The organism is Microbulbifer mixtoriginis (SeqCode) (genome assembly GCF_052466715.1).
The window spans coordinates 4,119,369-4,145,022 of record NZ_CP174288.1 but is presented as its reverse complement, the minus strand read 5'-3'; the positions used below and the strand labels follow the sequence as shown (position 1 = coordinate 4,145,022).

24 protein-coding genes are annotated in these 25,654 nt (G+C 54.4%); 18 read left to right on the top strand and 6 right to left on the bottom strand.

What is annotated here, in order from left to right; translation table 11 throughout:
- Positions 1-22: 22 nt before the first annotated feature.
- From ACJJH9_RS18455 to ACJJH9_RS18420, 8 genes are all read left to right on the top strand, one after another.
- Positions 23-439, top strand: coding sequence for a RipA family octameric membrane protein (locus ACJJH9_RS18455; protein WP_252084263.1), 417 nt, complete (start codon positions 23-25; stop codon positions 437-439).
- 193 nt (positions 440-632) lie between these two features.
- The gene (locus ACJJH9_RS18450; protein WP_444887842.1) at positions 633-1,010 is read left to right on the top strand and encodes a VOC family protein; all 378 of its coding nucleotides are present in this window, start codon (positions 633-635) and stop codon (positions 1,008-1,010) included.
- 39 nt (positions 1,011-1,049) lie between these two features.
- A complete protein-coding gene (locus tag ACJJH9_RS18445) occupies positions 1,050-1,448 on the top strand; it encodes a DUF6632 domain-containing protein (RefSeq protein WP_444903686.1) in 399 nt (132 codons plus the stop codon).
- A 134-nt stretch (positions 1,449-1,582) separates the two neighbouring features.
- Positions 1,583-3,082: a catalase gene (locus tag ACJJH9_RS18440; RefSeq protein ID WP_444923632.1), complete on the top strand. Its 1,500-nt coding sequence runs from the start codon at positions 1,583-1,585 to the stop codon at positions 3,080-3,082.
- Between the two features lie 55 nt (positions 3,083-3,137).
- On the top strand, positions 3,138-3,620 hold the full coding sequence (locus tag ACJJH9_RS18435) for an ankyrin repeat domain-containing protein (RefSeq protein ID WP_444883560.1): 483 nt from the start codon (positions 3,138-3,140) through the stop codon (positions 3,618-3,620).
- 160 nt (positions 3,621-3,780) lie between these two features.
- Complete coding sequence (locus ACJJH9_RS18430; RefSeq protein ID WP_444887844.1) at positions 3,781-4,767, top strand: SrkA family protein kinase; 987 nt, start codon at positions 3,781-3,783, stop codon at positions 4,765-4,767.
- Position 4,768: 1 nt separating this feature from the next.
- Entirely contained in the window at positions 4,769-5,596 is an 828-nt protein-coding gene (cysE, locus tag ACJJH9_RS18425; RefSeq protein WP_444887845.1) for a serine O-acetyltransferase, read from the top strand.
- A gap of 73 nt (positions 5,597-5,669) precedes the next feature.
- The gene (locus ACJJH9_RS18420; protein ID WP_444923631.1) at positions 5,670-6,464 is read left to right on the top strand and encodes a GNAT family N-acetyltransferase; all 795 of its coding nucleotides are present in this window, start codon (positions 5,670-5,672) and stop codon (positions 6,462-6,464) included.
- Between the two features lie 41 nt (positions 6,465-6,505).
- On the opposite strand, the gene epmA is transcribed toward ACJJH9_RS18420, so the two are convergent.
- From epmA to ACJJH9_RS18400, 4 genes are all read right to left on the bottom strand, one after another.
- Complete coding sequence (gene epmA / locus ACJJH9_RS18415; RefSeq protein WP_444923630.1) at positions 6,506-7,459, bottom strand: EF-P lysine aminoacylase EpmA; 954 nt, start codon at positions 7,457-7,459, stop codon at positions 6,506-6,508.
- A 52-nt stretch (positions 7,460-7,511) separates the two neighbouring features.
- The gene (efp, locus tag ACJJH9_RS18410) at positions 7,512-8,084 is read right to left on the bottom strand and encodes an elongation factor P (RefSeq protein WP_252084272.1); all 573 of its coding nucleotides are present in this window, start codon (positions 8,082-8,084) and stop codon (positions 7,512-7,514) included.
- 332 nt (positions 8,085-8,416) lie between these two features.
- The gene (locus tag ACJJH9_RS18405; RefSeq protein ID WP_444923629.1) at positions 8,417-9,211 is read right to left on the bottom strand and encodes an aldolase; all 795 of its coding nucleotides are present in this window, start codon (positions 9,209-9,211) and stop codon (positions 8,417-8,419) included.
- Positions 9,212-9,384: 173 nt separating this feature from the next.
- On the bottom strand, positions 9,385-10,095 hold the full coding sequence (locus tag ACJJH9_RS18400; RefSeq protein WP_444923628.1) for an iron-containing redox enzyme family protein: 711 nt from the start codon (positions 10,093-10,095) through the stop codon (positions 9,385-9,387).
- Positions 10,096-10,787: 692 nt separating this feature from the next.
- On the opposite strand from ACJJH9_RS18400, the gene epmB reads away from it, so the two are divergent.
- The gene (gene epmB / locus ACJJH9_RS18395) at positions 10,788-11,840 is read left to right on the top strand and encodes an EF-P beta-lysylation protein EpmB (RefSeq protein ID WP_444923627.1); all 1,053 of its coding nucleotides are present in this window, start codon (positions 10,788-10,790) and stop codon (positions 11,838-11,840) included.
- Positions 11,841-12,151: 311 nt separating this feature from the next.
- Positions 12,152-14,239, top strand: a complete 2,088-nt coding sequence (locus tag ACJJH9_RS18390; protein ID WP_444923626.1) for an EAL domain-containing protein — start codon at positions 12,152-12,154, stop codon at positions 14,237-14,239.
- A gap of 65 nt (positions 14,240-14,304) precedes the next feature.
- Here ACJJH9_RS18390 and ACJJH9_RS18385 read toward each other — a convergent pair whose 3' ends face one another.
- Entirely contained in the window at positions 14,305-15,966 is a 1,662-nt protein-coding gene (locus ACJJH9_RS18385) for an alkaline phosphatase D family protein (RefSeq protein WP_444923625.1), read from the bottom strand.
- A 143-nt stretch (positions 15,967-16,109) separates the two neighbouring features.
- On the opposite strand from ACJJH9_RS18385, the gene ACJJH9_RS18380 reads away from it, so the two are divergent.
- The 3 genes from ACJJH9_RS18380 to ACJJH9_RS18370 all read left to right on the top strand — a co-directional run bounded on the left by ACJJH9_RS18380 (position 16,110) and on the right by ACJJH9_RS18370 (position 18,604).
- Positions 16,110-16,259: a hypothetical protein gene (locus ACJJH9_RS18380; protein WP_444883570.1), complete on the top strand. Its 150-nt coding sequence runs from the start codon at positions 16,110-16,112 to the stop codon at positions 16,257-16,259.
- 17 nt (positions 16,260-16,276) lie between these two features.
- Positions 16,277-18,220 carry a M1 family metallopeptidase gene (locus ACJJH9_RS18375; protein WP_444923624.1) on the top strand — a complete coding sequence of 648 codons (1,944 nt, stop codon included), beginning with the start codon at positions 16,277-16,279 and terminating at the stop codon, positions 18,218-18,220.
- A 144-nt stretch (positions 18,221-18,364) separates the two neighbouring features.
- Complete coding sequence (locus ACJJH9_RS18370; protein WP_444883572.1) at positions 18,365-18,604, top strand: hypothetical protein; 240 nt, start codon at positions 18,365-18,367, stop codon at positions 18,602-18,604.
- A 125-nt stretch (positions 18,605-18,729) separates the two neighbouring features.
- Here the strand turns inward: ACJJH9_RS18370 and serB are convergent, their stop codons facing one another.
- Positions 18,730-19,884 (bottom strand): phosphoserine phosphatase SerB, encoded by a 1,155-nt coding sequence (serB, locus tag ACJJH9_RS18365; protein ID WP_444923623.1) that lies wholly within the window; start codon positions 19,882-19,884, stop codon positions 18,730-18,732.
- 238 nt (positions 19,885-20,122) lie between these two features.
- Here serB and ACJJH9_RS18360 point away from each other — a divergent pair, with 238 nt between their 5' ends.
- The 5 genes from ACJJH9_RS18360 to ACJJH9_RS18340 all read left to right on the top strand — a co-directional run bounded on the left by ACJJH9_RS18360 (position 20,123) and on the right by ACJJH9_RS18340 (position 25,650).
- On the top strand, positions 20,123-21,205 hold the full coding sequence (locus tag ACJJH9_RS18360) for a hypothetical protein (RefSeq protein WP_444923622.1): 1,083 nt from the start codon (positions 20,123-20,125) through the stop codon (positions 21,203-21,205).
- 128 nt (positions 21,206-21,333) lie between these two features.
- Complete coding sequence (locus ACJJH9_RS18355; RefSeq protein ID WP_444887854.1) at positions 21,334-21,750, top strand: MerR family transcriptional regulator; 417 nt, start codon at positions 21,334-21,336, stop codon at positions 21,748-21,750.
- Between the two features lie 134 nt (positions 21,751-21,884).
- Entirely contained in the window at positions 21,885-23,054 is a 1,170-nt protein-coding gene (locus tag ACJJH9_RS18350; RefSeq protein WP_444923621.1) for an isovaleryl-CoA dehydrogenase, read from the top strand.
- Positions 23,055-23,172: 118 nt separating this feature from the next.
- Complete coding sequence (locus ACJJH9_RS18345; protein ID WP_444918863.1) at positions 23,173-24,780, top strand: carboxyl transferase domain-containing protein; 1,608 nt, start codon at positions 23,173-23,175, stop codon at positions 24,778-24,780.
- 72 nt (positions 24,781-24,852) lie between these two features.
- Complete coding sequence (locus ACJJH9_RS18340) at positions 24,853-25,650, top strand: enoyl-CoA hydratase/isomerase family protein (RefSeq protein ID WP_444923620.1); 798 nt, start codon at positions 24,853-24,855, stop codon at positions 25,648-25,650.
- Positions 25,651-25,654 lie beyond the last annotated feature (4 nt).

The following is a 25,654-nucleotide window of genomic DNA, read 5'->3' as shown; positions in this document are numbered from 1 at the left end:
AATTGACTCAAGGAGAAAGAGTTTGGAGCAGGTAAAGTACCTTTGTGAGCACTATCGCTTTGCAGCTGACCAGCGCCTCAAGGTTTTTAATTTTTTTGTTGTACTGACCATGTTTGTGGAGGGTGGGATTTTTACTGCGGTGGAGAAAAATTTTCACCCGCTTATATTGGCCCTGCTCGGTGGTTTTGTGATGATCCTGGTAACGGTATTTTGGTTGATGGATGTACGCAGCCGCGAGCTACTTAGGTTAGCGGTACCCGCCCTGCAAAATCTCGAGCAACAGTATCCCGAAGAGGCCAGAATTTTTTCCAATGACGCTATCCGCCGTGGGGAAATTGCGCGTTACACCTTTGCCTATCGAGTACTTTTGGTCGGCCAGCTTATCTTTGGATTTGGTGTGGCAGCATATGGGTTGTATCACTGGTATATCACTCCTTAACCCGACCCCTCAAATTTTGGCATGGCAACTTGGCGACAGAATTTGCTGGGTTGTCATCAGCCTCGACACTGTAATGGTTCTTTTCACGCAGTAAAGCCCGTCACGATTCCATTCCAAGCAAGGTCTAACTCCCTTCCCTGGACTATCTTGCAGATTGGCGGTGAAGCCAGCCTAAGAAAGGGAAAGTAAATCCATGTTGGATCACATCAGAATACCGGTCGAAGATTTTACTCGCTCCCGTGAATTTTATCGCCAGGCCCTGGCGTGTTTGGGGTATGAACTGGTGATGGAGTTTGATAATTCAGCTGGTTTTGGTTGGGCGGATAAGCCGGAATTTTGGATTCGCGGCGAGGAAGTCAGCAGCTCTCAGCTTCATATTGCCTTTCGGGCCGAGGAACGTGAGGTGGTGCGTGATTTCTATCGAGCCGCATTGGCAGCGGGTGGTACCGATAATGGTGTACCGGATATCTATGAAGAGTATCACCCGGATTACTACGCAGCCTATGTATTAGACCCGGATGGCAACAATCTTGAGGTGGTTTGTCATTTGCCCGGCGATTTGCAGGAATAATTCAGGTAGTTGCTTATCTAATAAATTAGAGACTCTGTTATGGATGATGCAGTCCGCGCCAAGTACCTACCTATTGCACTGGTAGTTGTAGGTCTGATCTTTATATTTGCTATTTATCCGATGATGATGTGGGTTTGGCCATCTGGGTGGGGGTGGACCCCACGGCAGCCGGAATATGAGCAGATGATTATGGGAATCTATGCAACTTTGGGTGTTTTTCTAATTCGCGCGGCAAAAGATCCCGCAGCCAATGCCAGCCTAATTTGGTTTACCGTTTGGTCCAGCCTGGTGCATGCTACGATTATGCTGTTTCAGGCACTGTACGATCGCACTGAGCGAGCGAATTTGTTGGGAGATATTCCTGCGCTTTTTTTTGTGGCAATTGTGCTTTGGTATCTGATGCCAAAGCGTCACTTTAAAAAAAGTGATAAAACTTGAGGGGGAATTTTATAGTCAGTGCAGCTTATTAATCCCAACTATAAGAACGATAATAAGGTCTAATTTCCCACTAAATATACTCGCTTATAAGCTCTGTCCCTGTAATAGAAACAATTTTAGGGACGGACTTGCCGATGAAATATCTTCCTTTATTTGCATTAACTATCGGCCTGATAGGCGGTGCCAATGCTGAGACATTAACTCGCGATAATGGCGCACCGATAGGTGACAATCAGAACTCACAAACTGCGGGAGAAAATGGTGGGAATTTGCTGCAGGATGTGCACCTGATCCAGAAATTACAGCGCTTTGCCCGCGAGCGTATTCCAGAGCGGGTTGTACATGCGCGCGGCACAGGAGTACACGGTGAATTTGTCGCTACAAAGGATATTGGTGACCTGACCCGAGCGGTGGTATTTGAGCCCGGTAGCAAGACACCAGTTTTCGTGCGCTTCTCAACCGTAATTCATTCCAAAGGCTCGCCGGAAACTCTGCGCGATCCCCGTGGCTTCGCCACCAAGTTTTATACCGATGAGGGCAACTGGGATCTCGTAGGCAATAATCTGCCGGTATTTTTTATTCGCGATGCGATTAAATTTCCGGATATGGTGCATTCCCTGAAACCCTCTCCGGTAACTAATCAGCAGGATCCGAATCGCTTTTTCGATTTCTTTAGCCATGTACCAGAAGCCACCCATATGCTCAGCTGGGTTTATTCTGACTACGGCACCCCGGCAAACTTGCGTCAAATGGATGGTTGGGGTGTGCACGCCTATAAACTTATCAATGATAAGGGCGAAGTACATTATGTGAAATTCCACTGGAAAACCCGCCAGGGTATTAAAAACCTAAGTGCGGAGGAAGCGGCGGAAATCCAGTCGAAAGATTTCAGTCATGCGACGCGAGATATGTACGCGGCCATTGAGAAAGGCGAATACCCCCAGTGGGATTTGTATATCAAGGTACTGAAACCTTCTCAGCTTGATGGCTTTAATTACAACCCACTCGACGCGACTAAAATGTGGCTGGATGTGGAGGAAACCAAAGTCGGCACCATGACGCTCAACCGTGTGCCCACTAATTTCTTCCAGGAAACTGAGCAAGCCGCATTTGCACCAGCCAATATTGTGCCCGGCATTGAACCGTCTGAAGACCGTCTGCTGCAGGGCCGTGTTTTCTCCTACTCCGATACTCAAATGTATCGCTTGGGTGCGAATCATCAACAGCTGCCGATCAATCGTCCCCGCGCAGTAGTGAATAACTGGAACCAAGATGGAGCCGCAAATTACGGGCAGCAGACTTCCGATGTGAACTATCAGCCGAGCCGTATTGATGCCCGCAGCGAAGATCCCAAAGGCCTGTACAGCAATAAGCTGCTCACTGGCAGTACCCAGCAAAAGGCGATTGAGAAGAAACTGCCATTTGCCCAGGCCGGTGTTTTCTATCGCAGCTTGAGTTTGAAAGAGCGTCAGAACCTGATCGAAAACCTAGCTGGTGATCTGGGTAAGGTGCGCGATGACAACACCAAACATATTATGCTGAGCTATTTCTACCACGCCGATAAAGACTATGGCCAGCGCCTGACCAAAGCGGTTGGTGGCAACCTGAGCCGAGTGAAAAAACTGGCCCAGTAATATTGACCCATTGGTGGGCGGCAGTTGCCGCCCACCAAAATGTTTAGGTGAACTCATGAGATCAATTCTATTTGCAATCGTCTTTCTCGCCCAGGGGCTAACTCTAATGGCTCAGGCAGTGGAGCCGGAAAAAAATGACTCTGACTTTACCGAACTCTCCCAGTATTTTTTTGCCGCTGCCAGGATTGGTGATACCGAGGTGCTGCGTGAATTCTCGCAAGCCGGATTTCCCCTAAATACCCGCAATTCAAAAGGCTATACGGCACTGATGATTGCCACCTATAACGGCCGCAGGGAAGCTGTGGATTATTTGTTGCAAAGGGGGGCGGACGCCTGTGCACAGGATCGCCGCGGCAATACTGCGTTGATGGCGGCAATTTTTCGTGGTGAGTTTGCCTTGGCAAGAACCCTGTTAAAGCAGGACTGTGATTCGCAACAGGTCAATAGGGCCGGCCATTCGGCAGAGGATTTCGCCGAGGTCTTTGGTCGTGACCAAATGGTTCAGCTATTGCAGCAACAGCGGTCAAGTGGCGGCTAGTCACTGTAATTCAGGGAGTGGTTCTGGTTAGTGCTATTACACGCCACTTCCCCTTCTACAACCTCTTTGGGTGTCGCTAAAGCTGCGGGGTTATTCTGTGTTTGTCCCCGCCCCCGCGAGCGCGTTAGCATAGCCAACCGATATTCAGTTGGTACCCGCTATGACCCAGAGCCACCATCCCTATGAAGCCCTTACGCCGGACGTGGTGATTGACTGTGTCGAGAGCACCGGGCTGATTTCCGATGCGCGTATTTTCCCCTTAAACAGTTATGAAAACCGGGTCTACCAAGTGGGCATTGAGGGTGCGGAGCCATTGATCGCCAAATTTTACCGCCCCGGCCGCTGGAGTGATGAGCAGATTCAGGAAGAGCATCGTTTCACCCTGGAATTGGCCGAAGCGGAGATTCCGGTGGTGGCGCCGATGCAGTTTGATGGGCATACCCTGCTGGAGTCGGCAGGCTTTCGCTTTGCCTTGTTTCCCCGCCGCGGGGGGCGCCAGCTGGAGCTGGATAACTTCGATCATCTGGAGCAGGTGGGCACTATGCTCGGGCGCATCCACGCAGTGGGTGGCGCCAAGCCCTTTATTCATCGCCCGACTCTGACTCTAAAGCACTTTGCCGTTGATAGCCGCGAATTTATCCTGGGCGGTGATTTTTTACCGCGGGAAAACCGTGAGGCCTACGCCTCGGTAACCGGGCATATTATTGAACAGGTCGCCCCGTTGTTTGAGCGCGATTGGGACTTACTGCGTCTGCACGGTGACTGTCACAGTGGTAACTTCCTGTGGCGCGATGAGACGCCCTGGTTTGTGGATCTGGATGACTGCCTGATGGGCCCGGCCATCCAGGATATCTGGATGCTGATCTCTGGCAATCGCGCCGAGCAAACCGCCTACCTTGATGCGGTACTCGAAGGTTATGAAACCTTCTATAGTTTTGATCCCCAGCAGTTGCAGCTGGTGGAACCATTGCGCTGTTTGCGCCAGATGCACCACGCTGCCTGGCTGGCGCGCCGCTGGCAGGATCCGGCTTTTCCCCAGGCATTTCCCTGGTTTAACACGCCTCGTTATTGGGCGGAACATATACTGGCACTGCGCGAGCAGCAATCGGCACTACTGGAGCCACCTCTGACACTGGGAGCGGTTTGATATGGAAGAGTCCACTGTGAATGCCTCATGCACCGAGACAAATTCGGATTTACTGTGGGAGCGAATTCGCATCGAAGTGGCACAGCAGGTCGAACGCGAACCGATCCTGGCCAGTTTTCTGCACGCCACTATTCTCAATCACAGCTCCTTGGAGGCGGCCCTCAGCTTTCACCTGGCCAACAAGTTGGACAATGCTGTGGCGCCGGCACTGCTGATCCGCGAGGTGATCGATGAAGCCCTGGCGGCCGACCCGGAAATAGGTCGTGCGGCGCGCGCAGATCTGAATGCCACTTACCTACGGGACTCTGCATGCAATTCCATGCACGAACCGTTCCTCTACTTCAAAGGGTTTCACGCCCTGCAGGTGCACCGGGTGGCGCATTGGTTGTGGCGGCAGCAGCGCCGTTCGCTGGCCATGTTTTTACAGCACCGGGTCTCGGTGGTGTTCAGTGTGGATATTCACCCCGCGGCAAAAGTAGGGGAGGGTATCCTGTTGGACCACGCTACCGGTATTGTGATTGGTGAGACTGCGGTAGTGGAGGACAATGTTTCCATCATGCAGTCGGTAACCCTGGGGGGGACCGGTAAGGAGAGTGGCGACCGCCACCCCAAGATTCGCTGCGGGGTTTTGATTGGCGCCGGCAGCAAGGTACTGGGCAATATTGAAGTGGGCGAATGCGCCCAGGTGGCCTCTGGCAGTGTGGTCTTAAAGCCGGTACCGGCAAAAACCCTGGTGGCCGGTGTGCCGGCCAAAGTGGTGGGGCCGGCGACTTGTGCCCAGCCGGCAATGTCTATGGATCAGTGCGCGCTTTCGCAAGTGGAAAAGTAGTGATCGCGACCCCACCTTGTGTGGGGTTTTTCGTTCTTTAGGGAGTTGGATAAACGGAACTATCCTTGTACCCATGAAATACAGTCTCAGCGCCAAAAACCTTGTCTGCCGCAATCTAGAGGCTCACGCCAGTTATTGTGCGGCTCTGCTCAATCCCAATCACACCAAAGAGATCACCGGTATTGTGCGCAGTGATACTGGTCTTTTATCGGGCCGTCTCAACCAGGCGGTTTCCAATACAGTGATGCAGCCACGCATACTGCAGCGCTTCGCGCTGGACTATTTTGCCGAGCGCCACAGCGCATTTACCTTGTGGCACAGCGCCTCCAAGCCTCTCGATGACGAGGCTCTGGCGCAGCTGGGATTACAGCGCAAGCAATCGCAGGTGGCGATGGCCGCAGAGATTGAACGCCTGGCAGTGCAGGGGGCCGCACAGAAAGTGGATGGGTTGGTGTTGTCCCCGGTAAAAAAAGAGGCTCTGCCCGAATATGCAGAAGTACAGGCGGCGGAGTGCGGCAGTGCCCTGGAAGCCGCGGAGCTAAAAAAATTTTACACGGCACTGGCGGAGATTCCCGAACAGCGCCGAGCGCGGCTCAGGTTCTTTTTGGCACGGTTGCAGGGTACTCCGGTGGCGGCGGGCTGCCTGTTTGCCTCCGCCGATGCTCTGGGACTCTACGATCTGGTGACTCTGCAAGACTACCGAGGGCAGGGGATTGGTCGGGCTCTGTTTCACTATCTGCTGGAGCAGGCTCAGAGCAGTCATCACCGCAGTCTAGTGGCGCTGGTACCTGCGGAACGCCAGCAGTTGCCATTGAATTGCGGCTTTTTTGCTGTGGGCGAGGTGGCGCGCTATGTTTACACGCCTTGAGGGGGCTGATCAGTTTGTTGTTCTGTAGAGTCTAACGAGGGTCAAGCGCGTTCAATAGGAAAGGCGATCACCTCTTCGATGGTTTTGTAACCACCGGCCAACATCAATAAACGATCCACACCAAGTGCCACACCGGCACACTCCGGCATCCCCGCCCGCAATGCCTCCACTAATCGCTCCTCGTAGGGATAGAGATTGAGGCCGTGCTTTTGGCGATAGGCATGGTCCGCTTGGAAACGGCGCAGCTGTTCCGCACTATCGGTCAATTCCCAATAACCGTTGGCTAGCTCCAGTCCGCCCACATAGGCTTCGAAGCGCCTTGCCACTGGGGTGCCACTTTCGTCGGGAAGCACCTTGGCAAGCGCCGCTTGGTCTGCGGGGAAGTCGTACAGCAGCGTAATACCCTTACCCATGGTGGGCTCCAGGCGATGGCTCATCAGCAAGTCCAGACATTCGCTGCGATCAGCGGGGCTGAAGGCCAGGTCCATCTCCTTCTCGACACAGCGGTGTAAGTCACTATCGCTGGCGTTATGGGGGTCCAGCTGTAATTCACGCTGGAACAACTCCCGATAGCTGAGTAACTGCACTTGTTGGATTTCTAGTACCTCGCTCAGTAGATCGGCCACTTCGTCCATCAGGCGTCGATCATCCCAGCCGCAGCGATACCATTCCAACATGGTGAATTCCGGGTTGTGGCGGCTGCCTGCTTCACCTTGGCGAAACGCCTTGCCCAGGTAGTAGCAGTCGCCGAAACCGGCGGCCAGCAAGCGCTTCAGCCCAAATTCTGGACTGGTGGCCAGGTAGGCGTTGTCACCACCGCATTGAGTGGGAATGGAATCGATATGCGGGTCGCTGGTAGCGCGGCGTGAAAGCACTGGCACTTCGGTTTCCAGCACCTTGCGCACAGTAAAAAATTGACGAATTTCAGCCAGTAACGCGGCGCGATAGCGCAGGGCTTCAATGGTGGCGCTAGGACGCCAGAGGTTAGAGGTCATGGGATTGGCTCAGGCGGCGGACGGCCGGTGGCCGCCCGCGAGAGGTGGGAAATTAATCTTCTTTAGCGCGGCCCAGGTATTCACCGGTGCGGGTATCTACTTTGATGGTCTCGCCGATTTCCAGGAACAACGGCACTTTAACCACAGCGCCGGTAGCCAGGGTAGCAGGCTTGGTGCCGCCCTGGGCGGTATCGCCGCGCAGGCCGGGATCGGTGTCAGTGATTTCCAGAATGACGTGGTTGGGCGGAGTGACTGCCAGCGGAGAACCGTTGTACAGGGTTACAGTGCAGATATCCTGCTCTTTCAGCCATTTGGATGCGTCGCCCACTGCGTCGGTGCTGGCCTGGTGCTGTTCGAAGGTTTCGGGCTCCATAAAGTGGAAGAACTCTCCATCGTTGTAGAGGTATTCCATCTCGCGGTCCATAACATCTGCGCCTTCCAAGCTTTCGCCGGAGCGGAAGGTGCGCTCCCAAACTCGGCCGGTTTTCAGGTTGCGCAGTTTAACGCGGTTGAATGCCTGGCCCTTGCCAGGTTTGACGAACTCGTTTTCTACAATCGAGCAGGGATCGCCGTCGAGCATTACCTTGAGGCCGCCCTTGAATTCGTTGGTAGAGTAATTAGCCATAGCAATTAGAGCCCTTATAAGTCATGTATCTCTATGATTTTTAACGAGTTTTTCCCTCACAAAAGCCCGGCCGCGGCCCGCTCCAGCCCTGGGAATCCCGTGCGCTCCCGCCATAAATGGTAGCTGCAGGCGACTCGTTAGGCCGCGGCGCAGAGACTTTACCTGCGGCCCTGAAATGTTGGGGCGAGATTATACAGGAGGGCGGCGGCTTGAACGACTCCGTGCGGCGATTTGAAGAGTTGTTATGGCCGCTTGTACAGATCTTGGCTGGAGCTGCTTGCGAGCCCGCAGGTTTGGGCCCGCGGACTGAAAAAAGTAGCGGTGGCTGTGTATTAGCCAAGCGGATTATCGTTGCTTTTGTCGATTTCCCGCAGCAGGCGTCTGGCATAGTAAGCGAAGGTAGCCTGACTGCGTTTTTCCTGCAGGATCCAGTCGTGGGCTTCGCGGCCGAGTTCCGGTTTTATATCCTGAATGGTGCCAGAGGACTCCGCCAGCATTTGCAACTGGGCGGCGCGTTCGCACTGGAGGGCCATGGAGCAGGCTTCCTCGACGGAGCGACAGGCAATGATCAGGCCGTGGTGGGCGAGCAGAATAGCGCGCTTGTCACCGATCGCTTCAGCAATCAACTCGCCCTCGCTGTTGCCCACCGGCACGCCTGGCCACTCCTTGAGGAAGGCGATGTCGTCGTACAGCATGCAGGCGTCCATGTGGGAAATTTTCAGTGGGCGCTCCAGCATGGACAGTGCAGAGATATGAATTGGATGGCTGTGCACTATGCACTTAACATCCGGACGTGCACGGTAAATCCAAGTATGGAAGCGGTTGGCAGGGTTGGCCATGCCGTCGCCGGAAAGGACTTCGAGATCTTCGTTCACTTCCAGCAAATTGGACGCGGTAATTTCATCAAAACCCAGGCCCAGGCGCTGGGTGTAATAATTTCCTGGTGTTTCTGCTCGGGCGGTGATCTGTCCGGCCAGACCGGAGTCGTGTCCGTGGGCAAAAAGAATACGGCAGGTGAGCGCAAGTTTTTCACGCAGAGTCCAATCGGGCACGCCCAGATGCTGCTTCATGGATTCGCTGGCGCGCTCAATCAGCTCGTTTTTATTCATTGATAGTGTTTCAGCCATTTTTAACTCCAATATTTACGGCACAGAATGTTTACCGGTTGCCGTGCGCGGTGGAACTCTGGGAAAGTGCCGTTCAATCTTTTTAATTTTTTGCAGCAAGCACAGTGATTTCACTGTGGTAAATACATCCCTGTATTGTGCCCAGCCACAATAAATGGCCGGGCAAACACGGCTTAGGCGGAGATCGCTTGGGGCTGACTCTGTTTCGAGGTGCGGTAGGCCGTTTCGATAGAATCGAAGAACTGTTGGCGGGCCTGCACCAGACGGCGTCCCGCATCGAGCATGACATCAAGCTGGGAGGCATCTTTACTGCCGATATCGACCATAATATCGCGGATGGTTTCAGCATGGCCGTCGTCGCATTCGATATGCAGCAGAAAGAAAGTTAACTGTTCGTCTGCCACGCCGCGGGCGCGGAAGCCGGCGACGATATCGCTATAAAGGTCCGGTACCAGTGCCTCTGCGCCCAGGCATAGTGCGCCCAGTCCCGAGCTGGCACGCAGGTCGCGGCAGTGTTGGAACATAGTGTCGATCAGGTGCTGGGTGCCCGGCAGAATTTCTGCATTTTCTAAGCTCAGACCAAAATGCTCGAGAGTCTCGCGGTAAATCTCAGCGTGGGGCTTGGGGCTGTCGGGTTCCAAACCCAGTTCTTCCATCAGGTTTTCAGCCAGCTCATGTACTTCTTGATTACTGGGGAGGTTGGCCATCATCGCACACAGGTAACGCACGAAGTAGCTGCTGTAAATTCCCTGTTGGACCAGGAAAATTTTCAGCTCTTCCATGGTTATAGAGCCATCGCGGCAGCGCTTGAGGAATGGGTGAGCACGAGTTTGCTCAATCAGTAAATCTTTATTTGCCTCAAGTAATTCAAGCTGCATTTCCATCGAATTATTCCTTTATGTAATTCCATTTTTATTGGACGAGGAAGATGTCCGGTTTATTTTTTTATTGAAATTCGAGTGCACTGAATTCAAGAAAGACAAGGTTATTATCGCTTTGTCTTTGGTTAAATTAACACCGTATTAACCCTGTTGTGAATGGGGGAATTGTGAAGATTTTCCTAAGGAAATTTGTATGAGTAGTAATATTTTTATGCTGGTAGTTATTTTTTTGTTAGTAACAACTTTTATTGATTCGGAGTGATTTTTTACTTTGGTGGTAGTGAAGTCGTTACTTCGCTTGTAGCGCAGGCTGTGCGCCTATGTTGAAAGGGCGATATTGAGATTTTCTAATCTCAAGGTCAGTGTGGCGTTTATTTTTTTGTCGATTTTTTTTCGTTGTTTATGTGACAAAGTTGAATAATTGTGAGAGAAAAAATTTTTGGTACAGGCTTGGTTTACACTCCTTGTTACTGAAAGTCAGGGTGTGGGCCTGACTGAACCCGATATTAATTGGCTTTAAAACCATTGTGACTGTGTGGTTTTACTGGTTTTGGCTCGGTAACTTTGATCGGCAGTTTTCCGCCTTTTGGGTACCGCTATCAGGCTTGGTAGGCCGAATACCTGGAGCGTCTGTGCTGGGGGCAGCTTCTGGTACAATGGCTTCTTTAGTGTTGCTCCCTTCCGTGCGTATTCCTATGGCGAAATCCCCAGCCGTCGACAGCGAAATGATCGACATCTCCGAAGCCCGCCGCTGGCAGGATGAACTTTCAGACCTGATCACTGATCCCGAAGAGTTGATCCGGTTGCTGCAGCTCGACCCGGCGCAGCTGCCTTGGGCGCAACGGGCCAATGAAAAGTTTGCCTTGCGGGTACCGCGCCCGTTTCTCCGCCGTATACGCCCTGCCGACCCAAATGATCCGCTGTTGTTGCAGGTTTTGCCCGGCGCTGCAGAGTTGGAAGTAGTAGCGGGTTATAGTGCAGACCCGCTAAAAGAAGCTGAGGCGAATCCACTGCCGGGGGTGGTACATAAATATCACGGTCGCCTGCTGTTTATTGCGGCGGGACAGTGCGCGGTAAATTGTCGTTACTGCTTTCGCCGGGAATTTCCCTATGGCGATAACCATTTGAATCGCAAACAGTGGTCTGCAGCGCTTGATTATGTGCGCGCACACACAGAGTTGCGCGAGGTGATTTTGAGCGGTGGTGATCCACTGGTAATGAATGATCGCCAACTCGGTTGGCTCGCCGGTGAGATGGCACAGATCCCCCATCTAAATAAATTGCGCGTGCACAGTCGTGTACCCATTGTGGCGCCTAGCCGCATTACTGATGAGATGCTGTCCTGGTTCAGCCAGTCGCGCCTGAAGCCAGTGCTGGTTTTGCACTGCAATCACGCTAACGAAATTGATGCTGAGGTGCGTGGGGCCCTGCTCAGGTTACGCGAAGCGGGAGTGACTCTGCTAAATCAAGCGGTGTTGCTGCGCGGCGTCAATGATAGCTGCGAAGCCCTGGAGGCCCTCAGCGAAACCCTGTTTGATGCGGGTGTGTTGCCCTATTACCTGCATCAGTTGGACAGGGTCAACGGTGCGGCCCACTTCGAAGTGAGTGATAGCGTGGCAGTGGAAATCGTTGAGCAATTGCGCCGGCGCTTACCGGGTTATTTGGTGCCGAAGCTGGTGCGAGAAGTGCCGGGTGTCGCTTCCAAGTCGCCAATAGAGGCTTGCGTCAAACCTTCTAAAGTCGATTAATAAAAATCCTGAGGGGCAGAGGTTAGAAAAATGGCGTCAAATTGATCTGTGCTAAATACACGGCAGAGCCTATCTGTATAGTGGCTGCCGATTAATTGCGCCGCACAGCCCGCGGGCCAGAAAAGCAGCTGCCGGCCTGCTCAGTGATTACTTATTCGCAAAAAAATACTCTCGGGCGTGTTTTTGGCAGGAAGAATAGTGTGACTTGAATCACGCGTACCACCCAGATGTGCTCTTGTATGCCACCACAGGGGCCCCCTAAACTACCGCATGGGGTTGCGGTGCGCTGCCCTGAATAAATAGAGCAAATAATGAATAGCAACGACACTATCCGACTCCTTCTGATTCACGATATGCCTTCAGAGGCACAGCGCCTGGTGAGCATGTTGCATAATGCAGGCAGGCCCAATCGTGCCCAGCATGTCGCTAATGAAGCGGTTTTTACCCGCTTGCTGCAAGATAAAACCTGGGACCTAGTGATTGCCTCAGAAGGTAGTACTCAGGTTCCTCCAGCAGTAACTCTACGCACTATCAGTAAGCTGCAAAAAGATATTCCGGTGATTCTGCTGAGTGAGCGCAGTGGCTCTCAGCCGGTGGTTGAAGGGCTAAAACTGGGCGCCAGGGACGTGGTGACGGTGGATGAAGATCAACACCTATTGTTGGTGATCCAGCGCGAGATGTCGGCTCTCGAAAACCGCCGCCAGGCGCGGCTACACGACCGTCGCTATCACGCCACACTCAAGCGGGCTAAAGAATTACTCGACAGCTCCAAAGATGCCATAGCCTATGTCTCCGACGGCCTACTGGTATATGCCAACGATTCCTTTGCCGAGCGTTTCGGCTATGAAACTGGTGAGGATATCGAATACCAACCGCTGATCGATATGTTGGCGGAAAATGAGCAGGAGGGCGCACGGGAATTTCTCAAGCGCTGCGCTATCGACAACAATGAAGTTGAAGCCAAGGAGTGGCAGTTTACTGCCAGAACTGTGAGCGGTGATCCACTGCCCACCCGTGCAGAGGTACTCAGTACGACTTACGAGGATGAGCGCTGCTTGCAAGTGCGCATTGCCAGTCGTCGCGGCGATACCGAACAGCTGGAAGCTCAGCTCAGCGATATTAAAAATCGCGACCCTCTCACTGGCCTATATAACCGCCAGCATTTTTTGCAGCTACTGGACTCCACAATCAAGGCTTCGGCGGATTCACATCGCACCGGTGGCTTAATGTTTATTCAGGTGGATCGCTTTGCTGAGGAGGTGCAAAAAGTTGTGGGTGTGGCTGGTGCCGACGCACTGCAGAAAGCCATGGCCGAATTATTACAGGGCTGCCAGCGCAGCGGCGACACCCTGGCACGTTACAGTGATGACAGTTTCTGCCTGCTGAGCTCCGATACCACGCCGGATAGTATTGAGCTGCGCGCTAAAGACATACTCAAACGAATTGCAGACACTATCTTCGATGCCGCCGGCAAGACCCAGCAGGTGACCGCCTCGATTGGGATTTCATTACTGAGCGAGGCTTCCAGTGGCTCCCAGCAAGTGCTGGAGCAGGCACAAACGGCCCATAAACAGGCCCTCGGCGAAGACGCTCAGGGCGGTGCTTTTGCCCTTTATGAGCCGGATACCGAAAACAGTGCCGATGCCGGTACCTATCACCGCGCCCGAGTGGTGCAGGCGCTGGAAGCGGGCAACCTCAAGCTACTGTACCAGCCGATCCTGAGTCTGCAGGGCACCGGCGAGCAGATGTACGAGGTTTTAGTACGTATGCTTGATGAAAAAGAGGAACTGGCGCCGCTGGCTTTTCTGCAGGAACTGGGTGATGCGGGGCTGTCGGCAAAGATGGATCGTTGGGTGATCCTTACCGCGATCAAGGCCGCGGCCGCCGCCAGGGCCGGGGGCAAGGAAGTTTCGCTGTTGCTGCACCTCACTACCGCCTCACTACTCGACAACAGCCTGCCGGCCTGGTTGGGGGTGGCCTTCAAGGCCGCCAAGTTGATACCCGCTTCGGTGGTATTTCAGTTGCGCCAGGAGGATATCACCAGCAATTTACACGCTGCGCGGGACTTCACTACCCAGGTACAGCAGATCGGCTGTCGTGTTTCAGTCTGTCACTTCGGTACCGGCCTGAACCCGTTTAAGGCGCTGGAACATGTGAAGGTGGATATCGCCAAGATCGACCCGTCATTTGTGCGCGAAGTGCAGGACGAGGGCGAGAGCAGTGATACCCTTGCAGGGTTGGTACAGCGCCTGGGTGAGGCGAATACCAAGGTGATCGTGCCCCATATCGAGCAGGCCAGCATGTTGCCCACTCTTTGGCAAACCGGCACTGACTATATCCAGGGTTACTATGTGCAGGCTCCGGCAGATGAGATGAATTTCGACTTTAGCCTGGATTGATCCGGCTCTTAATTGGCGAGAGAAAACCGCGCGACTCGATGGGCCGCGCGGTTTTTTTATGCCGCTTAAACCTGATAGCGGCTGCGCAGGGCAGCAATGGCGTTGCGCGCCAGAGTGGCATAGCCTGGAGCCGGTGCAGGCACTTCAGCGGGAGCACTACTCTCACTCCAGGCTCTTTGTATGTGGTTGGCGCCGGCCTTTTGCTTATAGATTCGCGCCAGGTTGGTGTTGTAACTCTTACTGGTGACAGTATCCACATGGTACCAGTGGGCTTTGGTGCGAGAGTGGGATACATCCATCAGCAGGTAGCCGCGCTGGGTTACGTCAACCCACTTCAGATGAGGAATCAGTCCATCCATGGCGATGGCGGCTACATCAGTTAAATGGGACTTGTCCAGGAAGCTGGAGGTCACACCCGGGGTGACAAACTCGCCGCCCAGGGCACCGCGGCCGGTTAGGCGGCCGTACTCGAGAATATTGAATGGATTACTGGCCAGGTCCCAGGCCCAGGAGCTGTGGATATCTCCGGTGAGCACGACAAAATTGTCGATATTGTGGTTGCTGATGTGATCGAAGAGGCGCTCGCGGGAGGCGGTGTAACCATCCCATTGGTCCATATTAATCGACAGATCTTTGGCTAGGGTCAGTTGCGCCATCATCACTTGCTGCCCCAGTACCCGCCAGCGCACACCGTCCGCTTGGGATTGCGTCAATCCGCTGTGCAGCCACTGCTCCTGTTGTGCGCCGAGGATACTGCGATCGGGATTATCGGCGGTCTTCTGGTCGAACCAATTGGCCTGCTCGTCACGCGCGGCAATTCGCGTATCCAGCATCATCAAATCCATCAGGTTGCCAAAGCGGAAGCTGCGATAAATGGCCTTGTCACCAAATAAGTCGAGGATGCCGTTATCGCGGATTGGCATCCATTCAAAGTAGGCCTGGTTTGCCACAGAGCGGCGCACCGCCCAGTCGCCTTCGCCGTCTTGGGGGTTGTGGTTCTCCGCACCACCGGCCCAGGCATTGTTGGTGGTTTCGTGATCGTCCCATACGCAAATAAACGGGTGCTGGCGGTGGACTTCCTGTAGATCGGGGTCTGAGCGATATTGTGCGTAGCGCTGGCGATAGTCCTGAATATCCACCATTTCCTTGGCGGGAATTGGCTCGCGTCCGAGGCCACTACCGGTGCCAAAACCACCGGGACCATATTCATAGATGTAGTCTCCCAGGTGCAGTACCACATCCAGATCTGCGCGCAGGGCGATCTCGCGATACACATTGAAGTAGCCCATCGGGTAGTTGGAGCAGCTGGTAACGGCGAAGCGCAGGCGCTCTACATGGCCGGTGGGCAGGGTGCGGGTGCGGCCGATCGGTGAATCGATACCGTTGGAGTAGAAACGGTAGTAGTAACTAGTGCCTGCCTGCAGTCCTGATGCGTCCACCTTGATGGTGTAATCCACTTCTGGGCCGGTCAGCCCGCTGCCGCTGTTAACCACCATGGCCATTTCCGGGTCCAGTGCGATCTGCCAGCTATAGGGCACCATGGACTGGAAGGCGGGATCATCGGAGGGGGTGATCCTGGTCCAGAGAATAACGCGATCCGCTAGGGGATCTCCGCTGGCTACGCCGTGCTGGAATGGCTGCAGGCCAGCACCATAGGCTTTCAGCAGTGGCAGCGATGCCAGGCCGGCGCCGGAAAATTGTAGAAACCGCCTCCGGGATAGTGGCATGGGACTCTCCTTTATGTGCTTGTTTTAGAGGGCCCGCAGTCTGAATAGGGAAAGTGAAGGCTTTGTTAATTGATGGGGGGATTTTTGTGTTGTAGGTGCGGATTAGTCGGCAAATTCGTCCGCCAACCGATAAGTTGAGACATATGTCTATTTTTATTGCCCCTGAGAGCACGATCGCCGCTGGCGAGACTCTGTACACCTTCATTGTGACCGGTATCCAGCAGCGGTCTTTCCCGCTGTCGTTCCGCAAGCGCTTACTCTCGGGTATCCTGTGGCGCAAATTGAAAAGCTGAACCCAGGGAGTAGACCCATGTTGCCCCGTTTACTATGCACCAGCCTGATCGTCGGCGGCCTCGCCGTAGCCTCAGGTTGTTCCAAGAATGAACCGACCAAGGTCGAAGCTGACAGCGCCGATACGTCGGTAAAAGCGGCTGCGGTGATCGAGAAGAAAAGCGTTGCAGAAAAGGCGCCGCAATCCGGTGTGGATTATCACTCCTTCGCCAATAGCAATGACTACCAGGTGCAGCACCTGGATCTGGACCTGACTGTCGACTTCTCCCGCAAGGTACTCGAGGGCGAAGCCAAGCTGGACTTCAAACGCCTCAACGATAAGAACCTGCCGATGGTGCTCGATACCCGCGAGCTGGAAGTGGTTTCTGTATCGGCTAATGGCGCGCCGGTGAAGTTCTCCATGGGTGAGAAAGACAGCCACCTGGGCACTCCGCTGAATATCGAGCTGCCGGAAGCTGCCGACAGCATTACTATCCGCTACCGCACAGCGCCGGGCGCCTCTGGCGTTCAGTGGCTGGAACCGCAGCAGACCGCGGGCAAGAAGCATCCGTTCCTGTTTACCCAGGCCCAGGCGATTCACGCGCGCAGCTTTATCCCGCTGCAGGATTCCCCGAAAGTTCGTATCACCTACAACGCTACCGTTCGCACCCCGAAAGAACTGCGCGCGGTAATGAGTGCGAACAACGATCCGCAGGCGGCCAAAGATGGCGTTTACGAATTTGAAATGCCCCAGCGCATTCCCTCTTACCTGATTGCCCTGGCAGTAGGCGACCTGCAGTTTAAGCCCATGGGTGAGCGCACCGGTGTTTACGCCGAGCCGTCCATGCTGGAATCTGCAGCGGCGGAGTTTGCCGATACCGAATCCATGCTGGAAGTGACCGAAAAGGCGTATGGCCCCTACCACTGGGATCGTTACGACCTGCTGATTCTGCCGCCCAGCTTCCCCTTCGGCGGTATGGAAAACCCGCGCCTGAGCTTTATCACTCCGACGGTGATCGCCGGCGATAAGAGCTTGGTAGCCCTGATTGCCCACGAATTGGCCCACTCCTGGTCCGGCAACCTGGTGACCAATGCCAGCTGGCGCGACTTGTGGCTGAATGAAGGCTTCACCACCTACCTGACCAACCGCATCATGCAGTTCGTCTACGGTGATGAGCGCTATCAGATGGAAATGGCCCTGGGCTATGACGACCTGCAGGCGGACCTGGCCGATAAAGAGCCCCGCGATGAGATTATGGCGATCGACCTACGCGGCCGCGATCCCGATGAAGTCTTCTCCAATATTCCTTACGAGAAAGGTTCCCTGTTCCTGTATGAGCTGGAGCAGAAAGTGGGCCGCGAAGCTTTCGACCGCTTCCTGATGGAGTACTTCAACCACTTCTCCTTCCAGAGCATTACCACCGAGGATTTCGTTAAGTACCTCGACAAGACCTTGTTGGTTGAGCACGCCGATAAGTTGGATCGAGAGCGCATTCACCAGTGGATTTTCGAGCCGGGTATTCCTGAAGGTGCGCCGCACCCGCAGTCCGATGCCTTCAGCAAGTTGGACCCAGTGCGTCAACAGTGGTTGGACGGCAAATTGGCAGCGAAGGATATCGACACCAAGGGCTGGACCTTCCACCAGTGGAAGTATTTCCTCGACGGTATGCCGGAAAAGTTGACTGAAACGCAATTGAAGGAACTGGACAGCGCCTTTGGCCTGACCCAATCCCGCAATAACGAAGTGGCCTTTAGCTGGCTGATGATTGCCGTGCGCAACGACTATGAGCCGGCCTTCGAGCGCCTGGAGAACTTCCTCACCAGCATCGGCCGCAACAAGTTCCTGCGCCCGCTATACCGCAATATGGTTGAAACCGGCAAACAGGATGTGGCAGCGCGTATTTTTGAACGCGCCAAGGTGGGGTATCACCCGCTGACGGTAAAAGTGAACAGCCTGGTAATCTACGGTAAAAAAGAAGGCTAGCTCGGTCTTCAATACTTGTGCGATTTTGGTGCTGTGCACCAGAATCGCCACTCTCCATACTGGTTGTTGCCAGCGCAACACTGGCCACCTACGAGCTTTCCCTCGCTTTATCTGCCCGTTTTTCCTCTTACCAAGATTAACTTAATGAATCTGCTAAAGCTGGTTTCGGATTGGGTTTGGCTGGCGCGCAATGCTAAAAAAGGCCTGTGTAATCGGTTGTGTAGCAAAGCTGAACAAACTGGTACAAAAGAAAGAATTTTACGTCAATTTTCTGGCATAAAAATCATTAAACTGCTGTTCAAAACGGAACCCATTGCGTACCCTGCTGCTCGAATAAAAATCCATTTAGGCAAAGGGAGGTACCTATGTACAGGCGGATTTTAATATTGGCTTTTCTCAGCCTTTTGGCAGCAGGCTGTGAGTATGAACCCAGTGCCTGCTCGGATAACACTAAGCCGCGCTCATTTCCCTTCCCACACGCGGTGATATAAACCTTTTTTGGGACACCTTTAAGAAGGCTGTCCCAATTCGGCAATTTGCTGGTCGTTGAGACCGAACAGGTAAAGCGCCGCATCTAGTCCAAATAGAGTGATAGCTTGCGGCGCCTCCCTGCGGACTTTGGGTTTCGGGTGTATGGCGATACCCAGGGCACCCAGGTTCAACATGGGGATATCGTTTGCCCCATCCCCAACGGCAACCACTTTTTCCAGCGGCACGCCCATCTCCTTTGCAGTTTCCCCCAGCAATAACCGCTTGCGCATTCCGTCCACGATAGGCTCTATCACTTCACCGGTGAGCGTGCCCTCGGCGAACTCCAGTTCATTGGCGTATATCAGGTCAACAGCCAGGCGTTCCCTTTGTAGGAAATTGGCGAAGTAGGTAAAACCGCCGGACAAAATGACAGTTTTGCAGCCGAGTTTGCGTAGGCAGTGCAACAGGTTTTGCGCCCCATCTTTTAGTGGCAGTTGCGTGGCAATTTCTGCCAGGCGCTGTTCGGAAAAACCTTTTAGCAACGCCATACGTTTTTTGAAACTATCGCGAAAATCCAATTCGCCGCGCATGGCGGCCGCAGTGATGGCCGCCACCTGGTCGCCGATTCCGGTAATCTTGGCTAGCTCGTCGATCACCTCTGCATCGATCAGAGTGGAATCCATATCGAAGCCAGCCAGTGCCGGTACTCTCTGACTGGTGCCCTCCTGCAAGACCAGATCGGCTCCGATTGCTTCGGCCAGTTGTAGGCAGGCAAAACGTGCCGGGGAAAACTCCAGTTCAGCGCTGAACTGAAAGCGGATGACCGTGCACTCGTGCCGGTGGGCTAGGGTGTCGATGACATCGATATGCCAGTGTTGTTCAGCACAAAAATCCAGCAGGCGCTGCAGTTGTGACAGGGTGGCTGCTGGGCTTAGGAAGGTCAGGCACCAGGGCGATTGCACGTCTGATGGTATCGCGCTGGGTAAATTCAATTGGCAACTGGCGGCGTCCGAAAAGGGGGCTGCATTGTCGTATTCCAACCCCAGCAGTGCATGGCCGCCGCTATAGGTGAGGTAGCGCACAGAACAGTCGAAGTGTGACTGGGTAATTTGCGCCAGGGGCAGATGAAATTCTTGTGCTTTAGTCTCGACGCCCATAGCGAAGGTCCCCAATTTATTCAATAAGCGACGCATTATAGCTCTAGCGGGAATCTTCGTTAAAATCAGCGCCGCAGGTTGGGCCCGCTTATTTATTACAAATTAAAAAATCCCGTGTGGAACTATTTTGTTGCGGGATCGACCAACGGCACAGGAAATTACACTGCGTATTATTTGCGCTTTGTGAGGATAAAATTGCGCCAGGGCCTTGGCCGTGGAGAGTTCCAAAAACGCAAGGTAATAAAAAACAAGGCAAGGTATTAAAGCCGTATTTATGTCTGTATCGATGATTTCCCTTCTGCGCAGGTTGCCAGAGCAGTTTGCGCGTTTATCTAAACGTACCCGCCAGCGTCTGCTGGCTGCGATGATCTGGCTGATACTGGCGCTGTTCTGCAGCGTGGCTCTCGGTCATTACTATGCGCAGCGCCATGCCGATGCGGTGGAGAGAGACCGGGCCTCTGCGCAGGTTGCGGCCAGTTTTCTCGCCGGGCAGAGCCTGGAGCGTATTGTTGCCGATGATCGTATCAGTATGCAGCTGTTGGCCAGGCAGCTGCTGGAATTGCCCGCTATCAGCGGTGTTGCTGTTGAGGATGTGGAATCCAATAGCCTGGCGGAAGTTGGTGATCTGAAGAGTGGCGAGACCATCAGTGTGCCAGTAGTGCTGCATGACAGTATCGCCGGCAATGTTACCGTAGTCCTGATTCCTGGTGCGGACGTCAGCTTTCCCTGGGCCAGCTTATTGCTGACGCTGGTATTTGCCCTGCCATTTAGTGCAGTGGCGGCACTGATGACAGGGGGTTTTTCCGCGCAGCGCAGTTTGCCAGCGGAAGAGCCTCTTTCCTCTGCGGATCTTCCCGAGCAAAAGCAAGACTCTATAGGCCTGTACCTGCGGCCATTGAATTGGGCTCAATTGACCAACCAATTGAGTCGCAGTGCGCTTGAAGGAATTCAGCGGGAATTGGATGGGCGTATGCAGTTGCTGCGTCGGATCTACGGTGCCCATCCATTGAGTTGTGCAGGGCCACAAGTTGGTTTGGGGTTTTCCGGAGCCGATTCGGCGTTTCGTGCGGTCTGCTGTGGCCTGTTGCTGCGGGAGATGCAGAGTGTCAGCCGCGCTACCGGTTTGAAGTTGGCCCTGGCGGTGGCGCCTTGTGAGCCAAGCACGCCAGATTTTTCTGCTGAACAGCTACTAAACCAATCGCGTGGTTTGTTTTTACATCCTGAGTTGCTGGAGGATAGCTCTCTGGCTGGGCGTATTGAGCACCACGGTGCTGGCTGGGCTCTGGAAATCACAGGCCTTACACCCTCCTATCAAAAGTTGCTCGACAATCAGTTGCAACAGCTGTTGGGCGTCTGATCTCTCCCTTCCGATTACTGCGATGGGTTAATGACTGAATAGCCCCTCGCAGTTATTTTTGGCGTTTGCTTTACGTTTACGTCAACGTAAACTCTTGTTAGGCTCTGTTGCGTCTCGAGGAAGTACTTATGAAAGCCAAAGCCAGCATCGTAGAGCCCCAGAGTTACAGTATTTCGGAGCTGGCGCGGGAGTTTGAGATAACCACCCGCGCCATCCGTTTCTATGAGGACAAGGGCCTGCTCAAACCGGAGCGGCATGGTCAGACCCGTGTCTATAGCCCTGAAGAACGTGTACGGCTGAAGCTGATTTTGCGCGGCAAGCGCCTGGGTTTTTCCCTCGATGAGAGCCGCGAGATTATCGATATGTACGACCCCGCTCATGGCAATGTAGAGCAGTTACAGCGCCTGCTGGAGCGTATAGCGCAGAAGCGGGCACAGTTGCAGCAGCAGCTGCGGGATATTGAGAGCCTGATGGGGGAACTCGGTGAAGCCGAAGCCCGTGCACAAGCGGCTTTGGTAAAGAGCCGCAACGAGGAAAGCCCCTAGTTCACCGGTTAAAAATTTCGACAGGCGCCTGCGAAAGCCTGTGACCCGCAGAGGTTTAGCGTGTCACCCGATGTATCGAGTGGTTGCAGGTGCCGTCAGTTTAAAAGACTTATTGAATAATTATTGGAGTCACTATGAACACCTCCTACCCAACCCTGAATTTCGGTCTCGGTGAAGACATCGATATGCTCCGTGACATGGTTTACAAGTTCTGCCAGGCGGAGCTGGCCCCGCGCGCGGCGCAGATCGATGAAGAGAACCTGTTTCCAGCGGATATGTGGAAAAAGTTTGGCGAGCTGGGTCTGCTGGGCATGACCGTGGAAGAGGAGTTCGGCGGTTCCAATATGGGTTACCTGGCACACGCTGTGGCCATGGAAGAGATTTCCCGCGCCTCTGCTTCTGTGGGCTTGTCCTACGGTGCCCACTCCAACCTGTGCGTAAACCAGATCCGTAAAAATGGTACCCGCGAGCAGAAGCTCAAGTACCTGCCCAAGCTGTGTTCCGGTGAACATGTAGGCGCCTTGGCCATGAGTGAACCCAACTCCGGTTCCGACGTGGTAAGTCTGCAACTGCGCGCCGAGAAGCGCGGTGATCGCTTTATTTTGAACGGCAATAAAATGTGGATCACCAACGGTCCCGATGCCGATACCTATGTGATCTACGCTCGCACTGAGCCGGGCATCAGCTCCGGTGGTATCACTGCATTTATCGTTGAGCGCGGTTTCGCCGGCTTCTCCCAGGCGCAAAAGCTCGACAAGCTGGGCATGCGCGGTTCCAACACCTGTGAGCTGGTGTTCGAAGACTGTGAAGTGCCGGAAGAAAATATCCTCGGTGAACTGAACGGCGGTGTACGCGTATTGATGAGCGGTCTCGACTACGAGCGCACGATTCTCTCCGGAGGCCCTGTCGGTATTATGCAGGCCTGCCTGGATGTGGTGGTTCCCTATATTCACGAGCGCAAGCAGTTCGGCAAGGCCATCGGTGAGTTCCAGCTGATGCAGGGTAAGATCGCCGATATGTACGCTGACCTGAATGCCAGCCGCTCTTACCTGTACGCTGTGGCCCGGGCTTGTGATCGCGGTGAGGACTCGCGCAAGGACGCCGCCGCTGTAATCCTGTTTACTGCGGAGCGCGCAACACAGATGGCCCTGCAGGCTATCCAGACACTGGGCGGCAATGGCTACATCAACGAGTACGCCACTGGTCGTCTGCTGCGCGATGCCAAGCTCTACGAAATCGGCGCGGGCACATCTGAAGTGCGCCGTATGCTGATTGGTCGCGAGCTGTTTAAAGAGACCCGCTAAGGCTGGGCATTTCTTCTCGCCGCCGGCGCCTGCCGGCGGCAGCTGTCTCCAGCCGGGCACTGCGGCAATAAGCTGCGCCCTGTGGAGGTCTTTTCTCCGGGAAAGTGAATCGGACTTTATGAATCAGTTGCAGAGCAAAATAAACACGCGCGATACCGCCTTTGGCGAAAACCGCGAGCAGATGCAGGCGCTGGTGGCAGACCTGCGCGAGAAAGTGGAAGCCATCGCCCAGGGCGGCGGCGAGCGCGCAAGGGAAAAACACCTGGCGCGAGGAAAATTATTGCCACGGGACCGTATCGATGCGCTGCTCGATCCGGGTAGCCCTTTTATGGAATTTTCCCAGCTGGCCGCTCACGAGGTTTACGGTGAGGATGTTCCGGCTGCGGGTATCATTACCGGCATCGGCACCGTCTCCGGTCAGCCCTGTGTGATAGTGGCTAACGATGCCACTGTAAAAGGTGGAACCTATTATCCCCTCACAGTAAAAAAACACCTGCGCGCGCAGACCATCGCCGAGCAGAACAATCTGCCGTGCATTTACCTGGTGGATTCCGGTGGTGCTAATTTGCCGCGCCAGGACGACGTTTTCCCAGACCGTGAGCACTTCGGTCGCATCTTCTTTAACCAAGCCAATCTCTCTGCACAGAATATTCCGCAGATCGCGGTGGTTATGGGTAGCTGCACCGCCGGTGGAGCCTATGTGCCGGCCATGGCAGACGAATCCATTATGGTGAAAGAGCAGGCCACCATCTTCCTGGCGGGCCCGCCCCTGGTGAAAGCGGCCACCGGTGAAGAAGTTTCCGCCGAGGAACTCGGCGGTGCCGAGGTGCACTGTCGCACTTCCGGGGTTTCCGATCACTACGCCAATAACGACGTACATGCGTTGCAGTTAGCGCGCCGCTCTGTAGCTCGCCTGAACCGTATCAAAAATCCTGGCCTGGATATCCAAAAGCCTGTGGAGCCGATTTATCCACCGGAAGACATTTACGGCGTGGTGCCCAAAGATTCGCGCCAGCCGTTTGACGTGCGCGAGATTATCGCGCGGGTTGTGGACGGATCTGAGTTCGATGAATTTAAAGCGTTGTACGGCACCACCCTGGTAACCGGTTTTGCCCGTATCCAGGGCTACCCGGTGGGAATTGTTGCCAATAACGGCATCCTGTTTGCGGAGAGTGCGCAGAAGGGCGCGCACTTTATTGAGTTGTGCGCGCAGCGCAAGATTCCATTGGTTTTCCTGCAAAATATCACTGGTTTCATGGTGGGCAAACAGTACGAGGCGGGCGGTATCGCCAAACACGGCGCCAAGATGGTGACCGCTGTCGCTACCGCCAAGGTGCCCAAAATTACCATCCTTATCGGCGGCTCTTTCGGCGCCGGTAACTACGGTATGTGTGGCCGCGCCTACGATCCTAACTTCCTGTTTATGTGGCCCAATGCGCGCATTTCGGTTATGGGGGGTGAACAAGCTGCTGGCGTATTGGCCCAGGTGAAGCGCGACCAGATGGCCGCCCGGGGTGAATCCTGGAGCGAAGAGGAAGAGCGCCAGTTTAAGCAGCCGATTGTGGATAACTACGAACACCAGGGGCACCCATACTACGCCTCCGCACGCTTGTGGGATGACGGCGTTATCGATCCGGCGGATACCCGCCGCGTGCTCGGTCTGTGCCTGGCGGCGGCCAGCCACAAGGAACCGGAAGAGACCAAGTTCGGCGTGTTCCGCATGTAAGGAACCGTGGTTGCGGCGCCAGCGAAATGTTCCGGTGCCGCTTTTGATAGACGCCCCAATCGAGGAATTACAATGAGCGATAAATTGCTGTGCGAAGTGGATAGCGAGGGCGTGGCCACGGTCACCCTGAACCGGCCGGAAATCCACAACGCTTTTGATGATGAACTGATCCACGAGCTGGCCACCACCTTTGACACCCTGGCGCAAAACCCCGCTGTACGTGTGTTGGTACTGGCCTCCAATGGCAAGAGCTTTTCTGCCGGAGCCGACCTCAACTGGATGAAGCGCATGGCGACTTATTCAGAAGAGGAAAACCGCCGCGACGCAGCTGCGCTCGCCGCCATGCTGTACAAGCTCGACACTTTTCCTGCTCCCACTATTGCGCGAGTACAGGGCGCCGCTTATGGCGGGGCCGTGGGCCTGGTGAGCTGCTGCGATATGGCCGTGGCCTCTGAGCGCGCCAGCTTCTGTTTGTCCGAAGTCAAAATCGGGTTGCTGCCCGCCACCATCAGTCCCTATGTCATCAATGCTATCGGCACTCGCCATGCGCGTCGTTACTTTGTCACAGCGGAACGTTTCCCCGCCGAGCGCGCGGAACAGATCGGTTTGGTATCCGAAGTCTGTGCCGAGGCTGATCTGGACCTGCATGTGCAGAAATTAGTGAATGCCATTGCCGACAATGGCCCCAAGGCAGTCGCCATGGCCAAGCAACTGGCTATGTCCATGTCCAACCGGGTTATCAACGATGAATTGCAGGGCCAGACCAGCGCGTTGATCGCTGCCGTGCGTGTATCGCCGGAAGGACAGGAAGGGTTGAGTGCGTTTTTAGATAAGCGCGCACCCAAATGGATGAATGGCGGCGAAGGGTAATTTT

Coding starts and splice junctions, on each gene's coding strand:
- ACJJH9_RS18450 (WP_444887842.1), top strand. CDS start 633: ATGTTGGATCACATCAGAATACCGGTCGAAGATTTTACTCGCTCCCGT.
- ACJJH9_RS18445 (WP_444903686.1), top strand. CDS start 1,050: ATGGATGATGCAGTCCGCGCCAAGTACCTACCTATTGCACTGGTAGTT.
- ACJJH9_RS18440 (WP_444923632.1), top strand. CDS start 1,583: ATGAAATATCTTCCTTTATTTGCATTAACTATCGGCCTGATAGGCGGT.
- ACJJH9_RS18435 (WP_444883560.1), top strand. CDS start 3,138: ATGAGATCAATTCTATTTGCAATCGTCTTTCTCGCCCAGGGGCTAACT.
- ACJJH9_RS18430 (WP_444887844.1), top strand. CDS start 3,781: ATGACCCAGAGCCACCATCCCTATGAAGCCCTTACGCCGGACGTGGTG.
- cysE (WP_444887845.1), top strand. CDS start 4,769: ATGGAAGAGTCCACTGTGAATGCCTCATGCACCGAGACAAATTCGGAT.
- ACJJH9_RS18420 (WP_444923631.1), top strand. CDS start 5,670: ATGAAATACAGTCTCAGCGCCAAAAACCTTGTCTGCCGCAATCTAGAG.
- epmA (WP_444923630.1), bottom strand. CDS start 7,459: ATGACCTCTAACCTCTGGCGTCCTAGCGCCACCATTGAAGCCCTGCGC.
- efp (WP_252084272.1), bottom strand. CDS start 8,084: ATGGCTAATTACTCTACCAACGAATTCAAGGGCGGCCTCAAGGTAATG.
- ACJJH9_RS18405 (WP_444923629.1), bottom strand. CDS start 9,211: ATGGCTGAAACACTATCAATGAATAAAAACGAGCTGATTGAGCGCGCC.
- ACJJH9_RS18400 (WP_444923628.1), bottom strand. CDS start 10,095: ATGGAAATGCAGCTTGAATTACTTGAGGCAAATAAAGATTTACTGATT.
- epmB (WP_444923627.1), top strand. CDS start 10,788: ATGGCGAAATCCCCAGCCGTCGACAGCGAAATGATCGACATCTCCGAA.
- ACJJH9_RS18390 (WP_444923626.1), top strand. CDS start 12,152: ATGAATAGCAACGACACTATCCGACTCCTTCTGATTCACGATATGCCT.
- ACJJH9_RS18385 (WP_444923625.1), bottom strand. CDS start 15,966: ATGCCACTATCCCGGAGGCGGTTTCTACAATTTTCCGGCGCCGGCCTG.
- ACJJH9_RS18380 (WP_444883570.1), top strand. CDS start 16,110: ATGTCTATTTTTATTGCCCCTGAGAGCACGATCGCCGCTGGCGAGACT.
- ACJJH9_RS18375 (WP_444923624.1), top strand. CDS start 16,277: ATGTTGCCCCGTTTACTATGCACCAGCCTGATCGTCGGCGGCCTCGCC.
- ACJJH9_RS18370 (WP_444883572.1), top strand. CDS start 18,365: ATGAATCTGCTAAAGCTGGTTTCGGATTGGGTTTGGCTGGCGCGCAAT.
- serB (WP_444923623.1), bottom strand. CDS start 19,884: ATGCGTCGCTTATTGAATAAATTGGGGACCTTCGCTATGGGCGTCGAG.
- ACJJH9_RS18360 (WP_444923622.1), top strand. CDS start 20,123: ATGTCTGTATCGATGATTTCCCTTCTGCGCAGGTTGCCAGAGCAGTTT.
- ACJJH9_RS18355 (WP_444887854.1), top strand. CDS start 21,334: ATGAAAGCCAAAGCCAGCATCGTAGAGCCCCAGAGTTACAGTATTTCG.
- ACJJH9_RS18350 (WP_444923621.1), top strand. CDS start 21,885: ATGAACACCTCCTACCCAACCCTGAATTTCGGTCTCGGTGAAGACATC.
- ACJJH9_RS18345 (WP_444918863.1), top strand. CDS start 23,173: ATGAATCAGTTGCAGAGCAAAATAAACACGCGCGATACCGCCTTTGGC.
- ACJJH9_RS18340 (WP_444923620.1), top strand. CDS start 24,853: ATGAGCGATAAATTGCTGTGCGAAGTGGATAGCGAGGGCGTGGCCACG.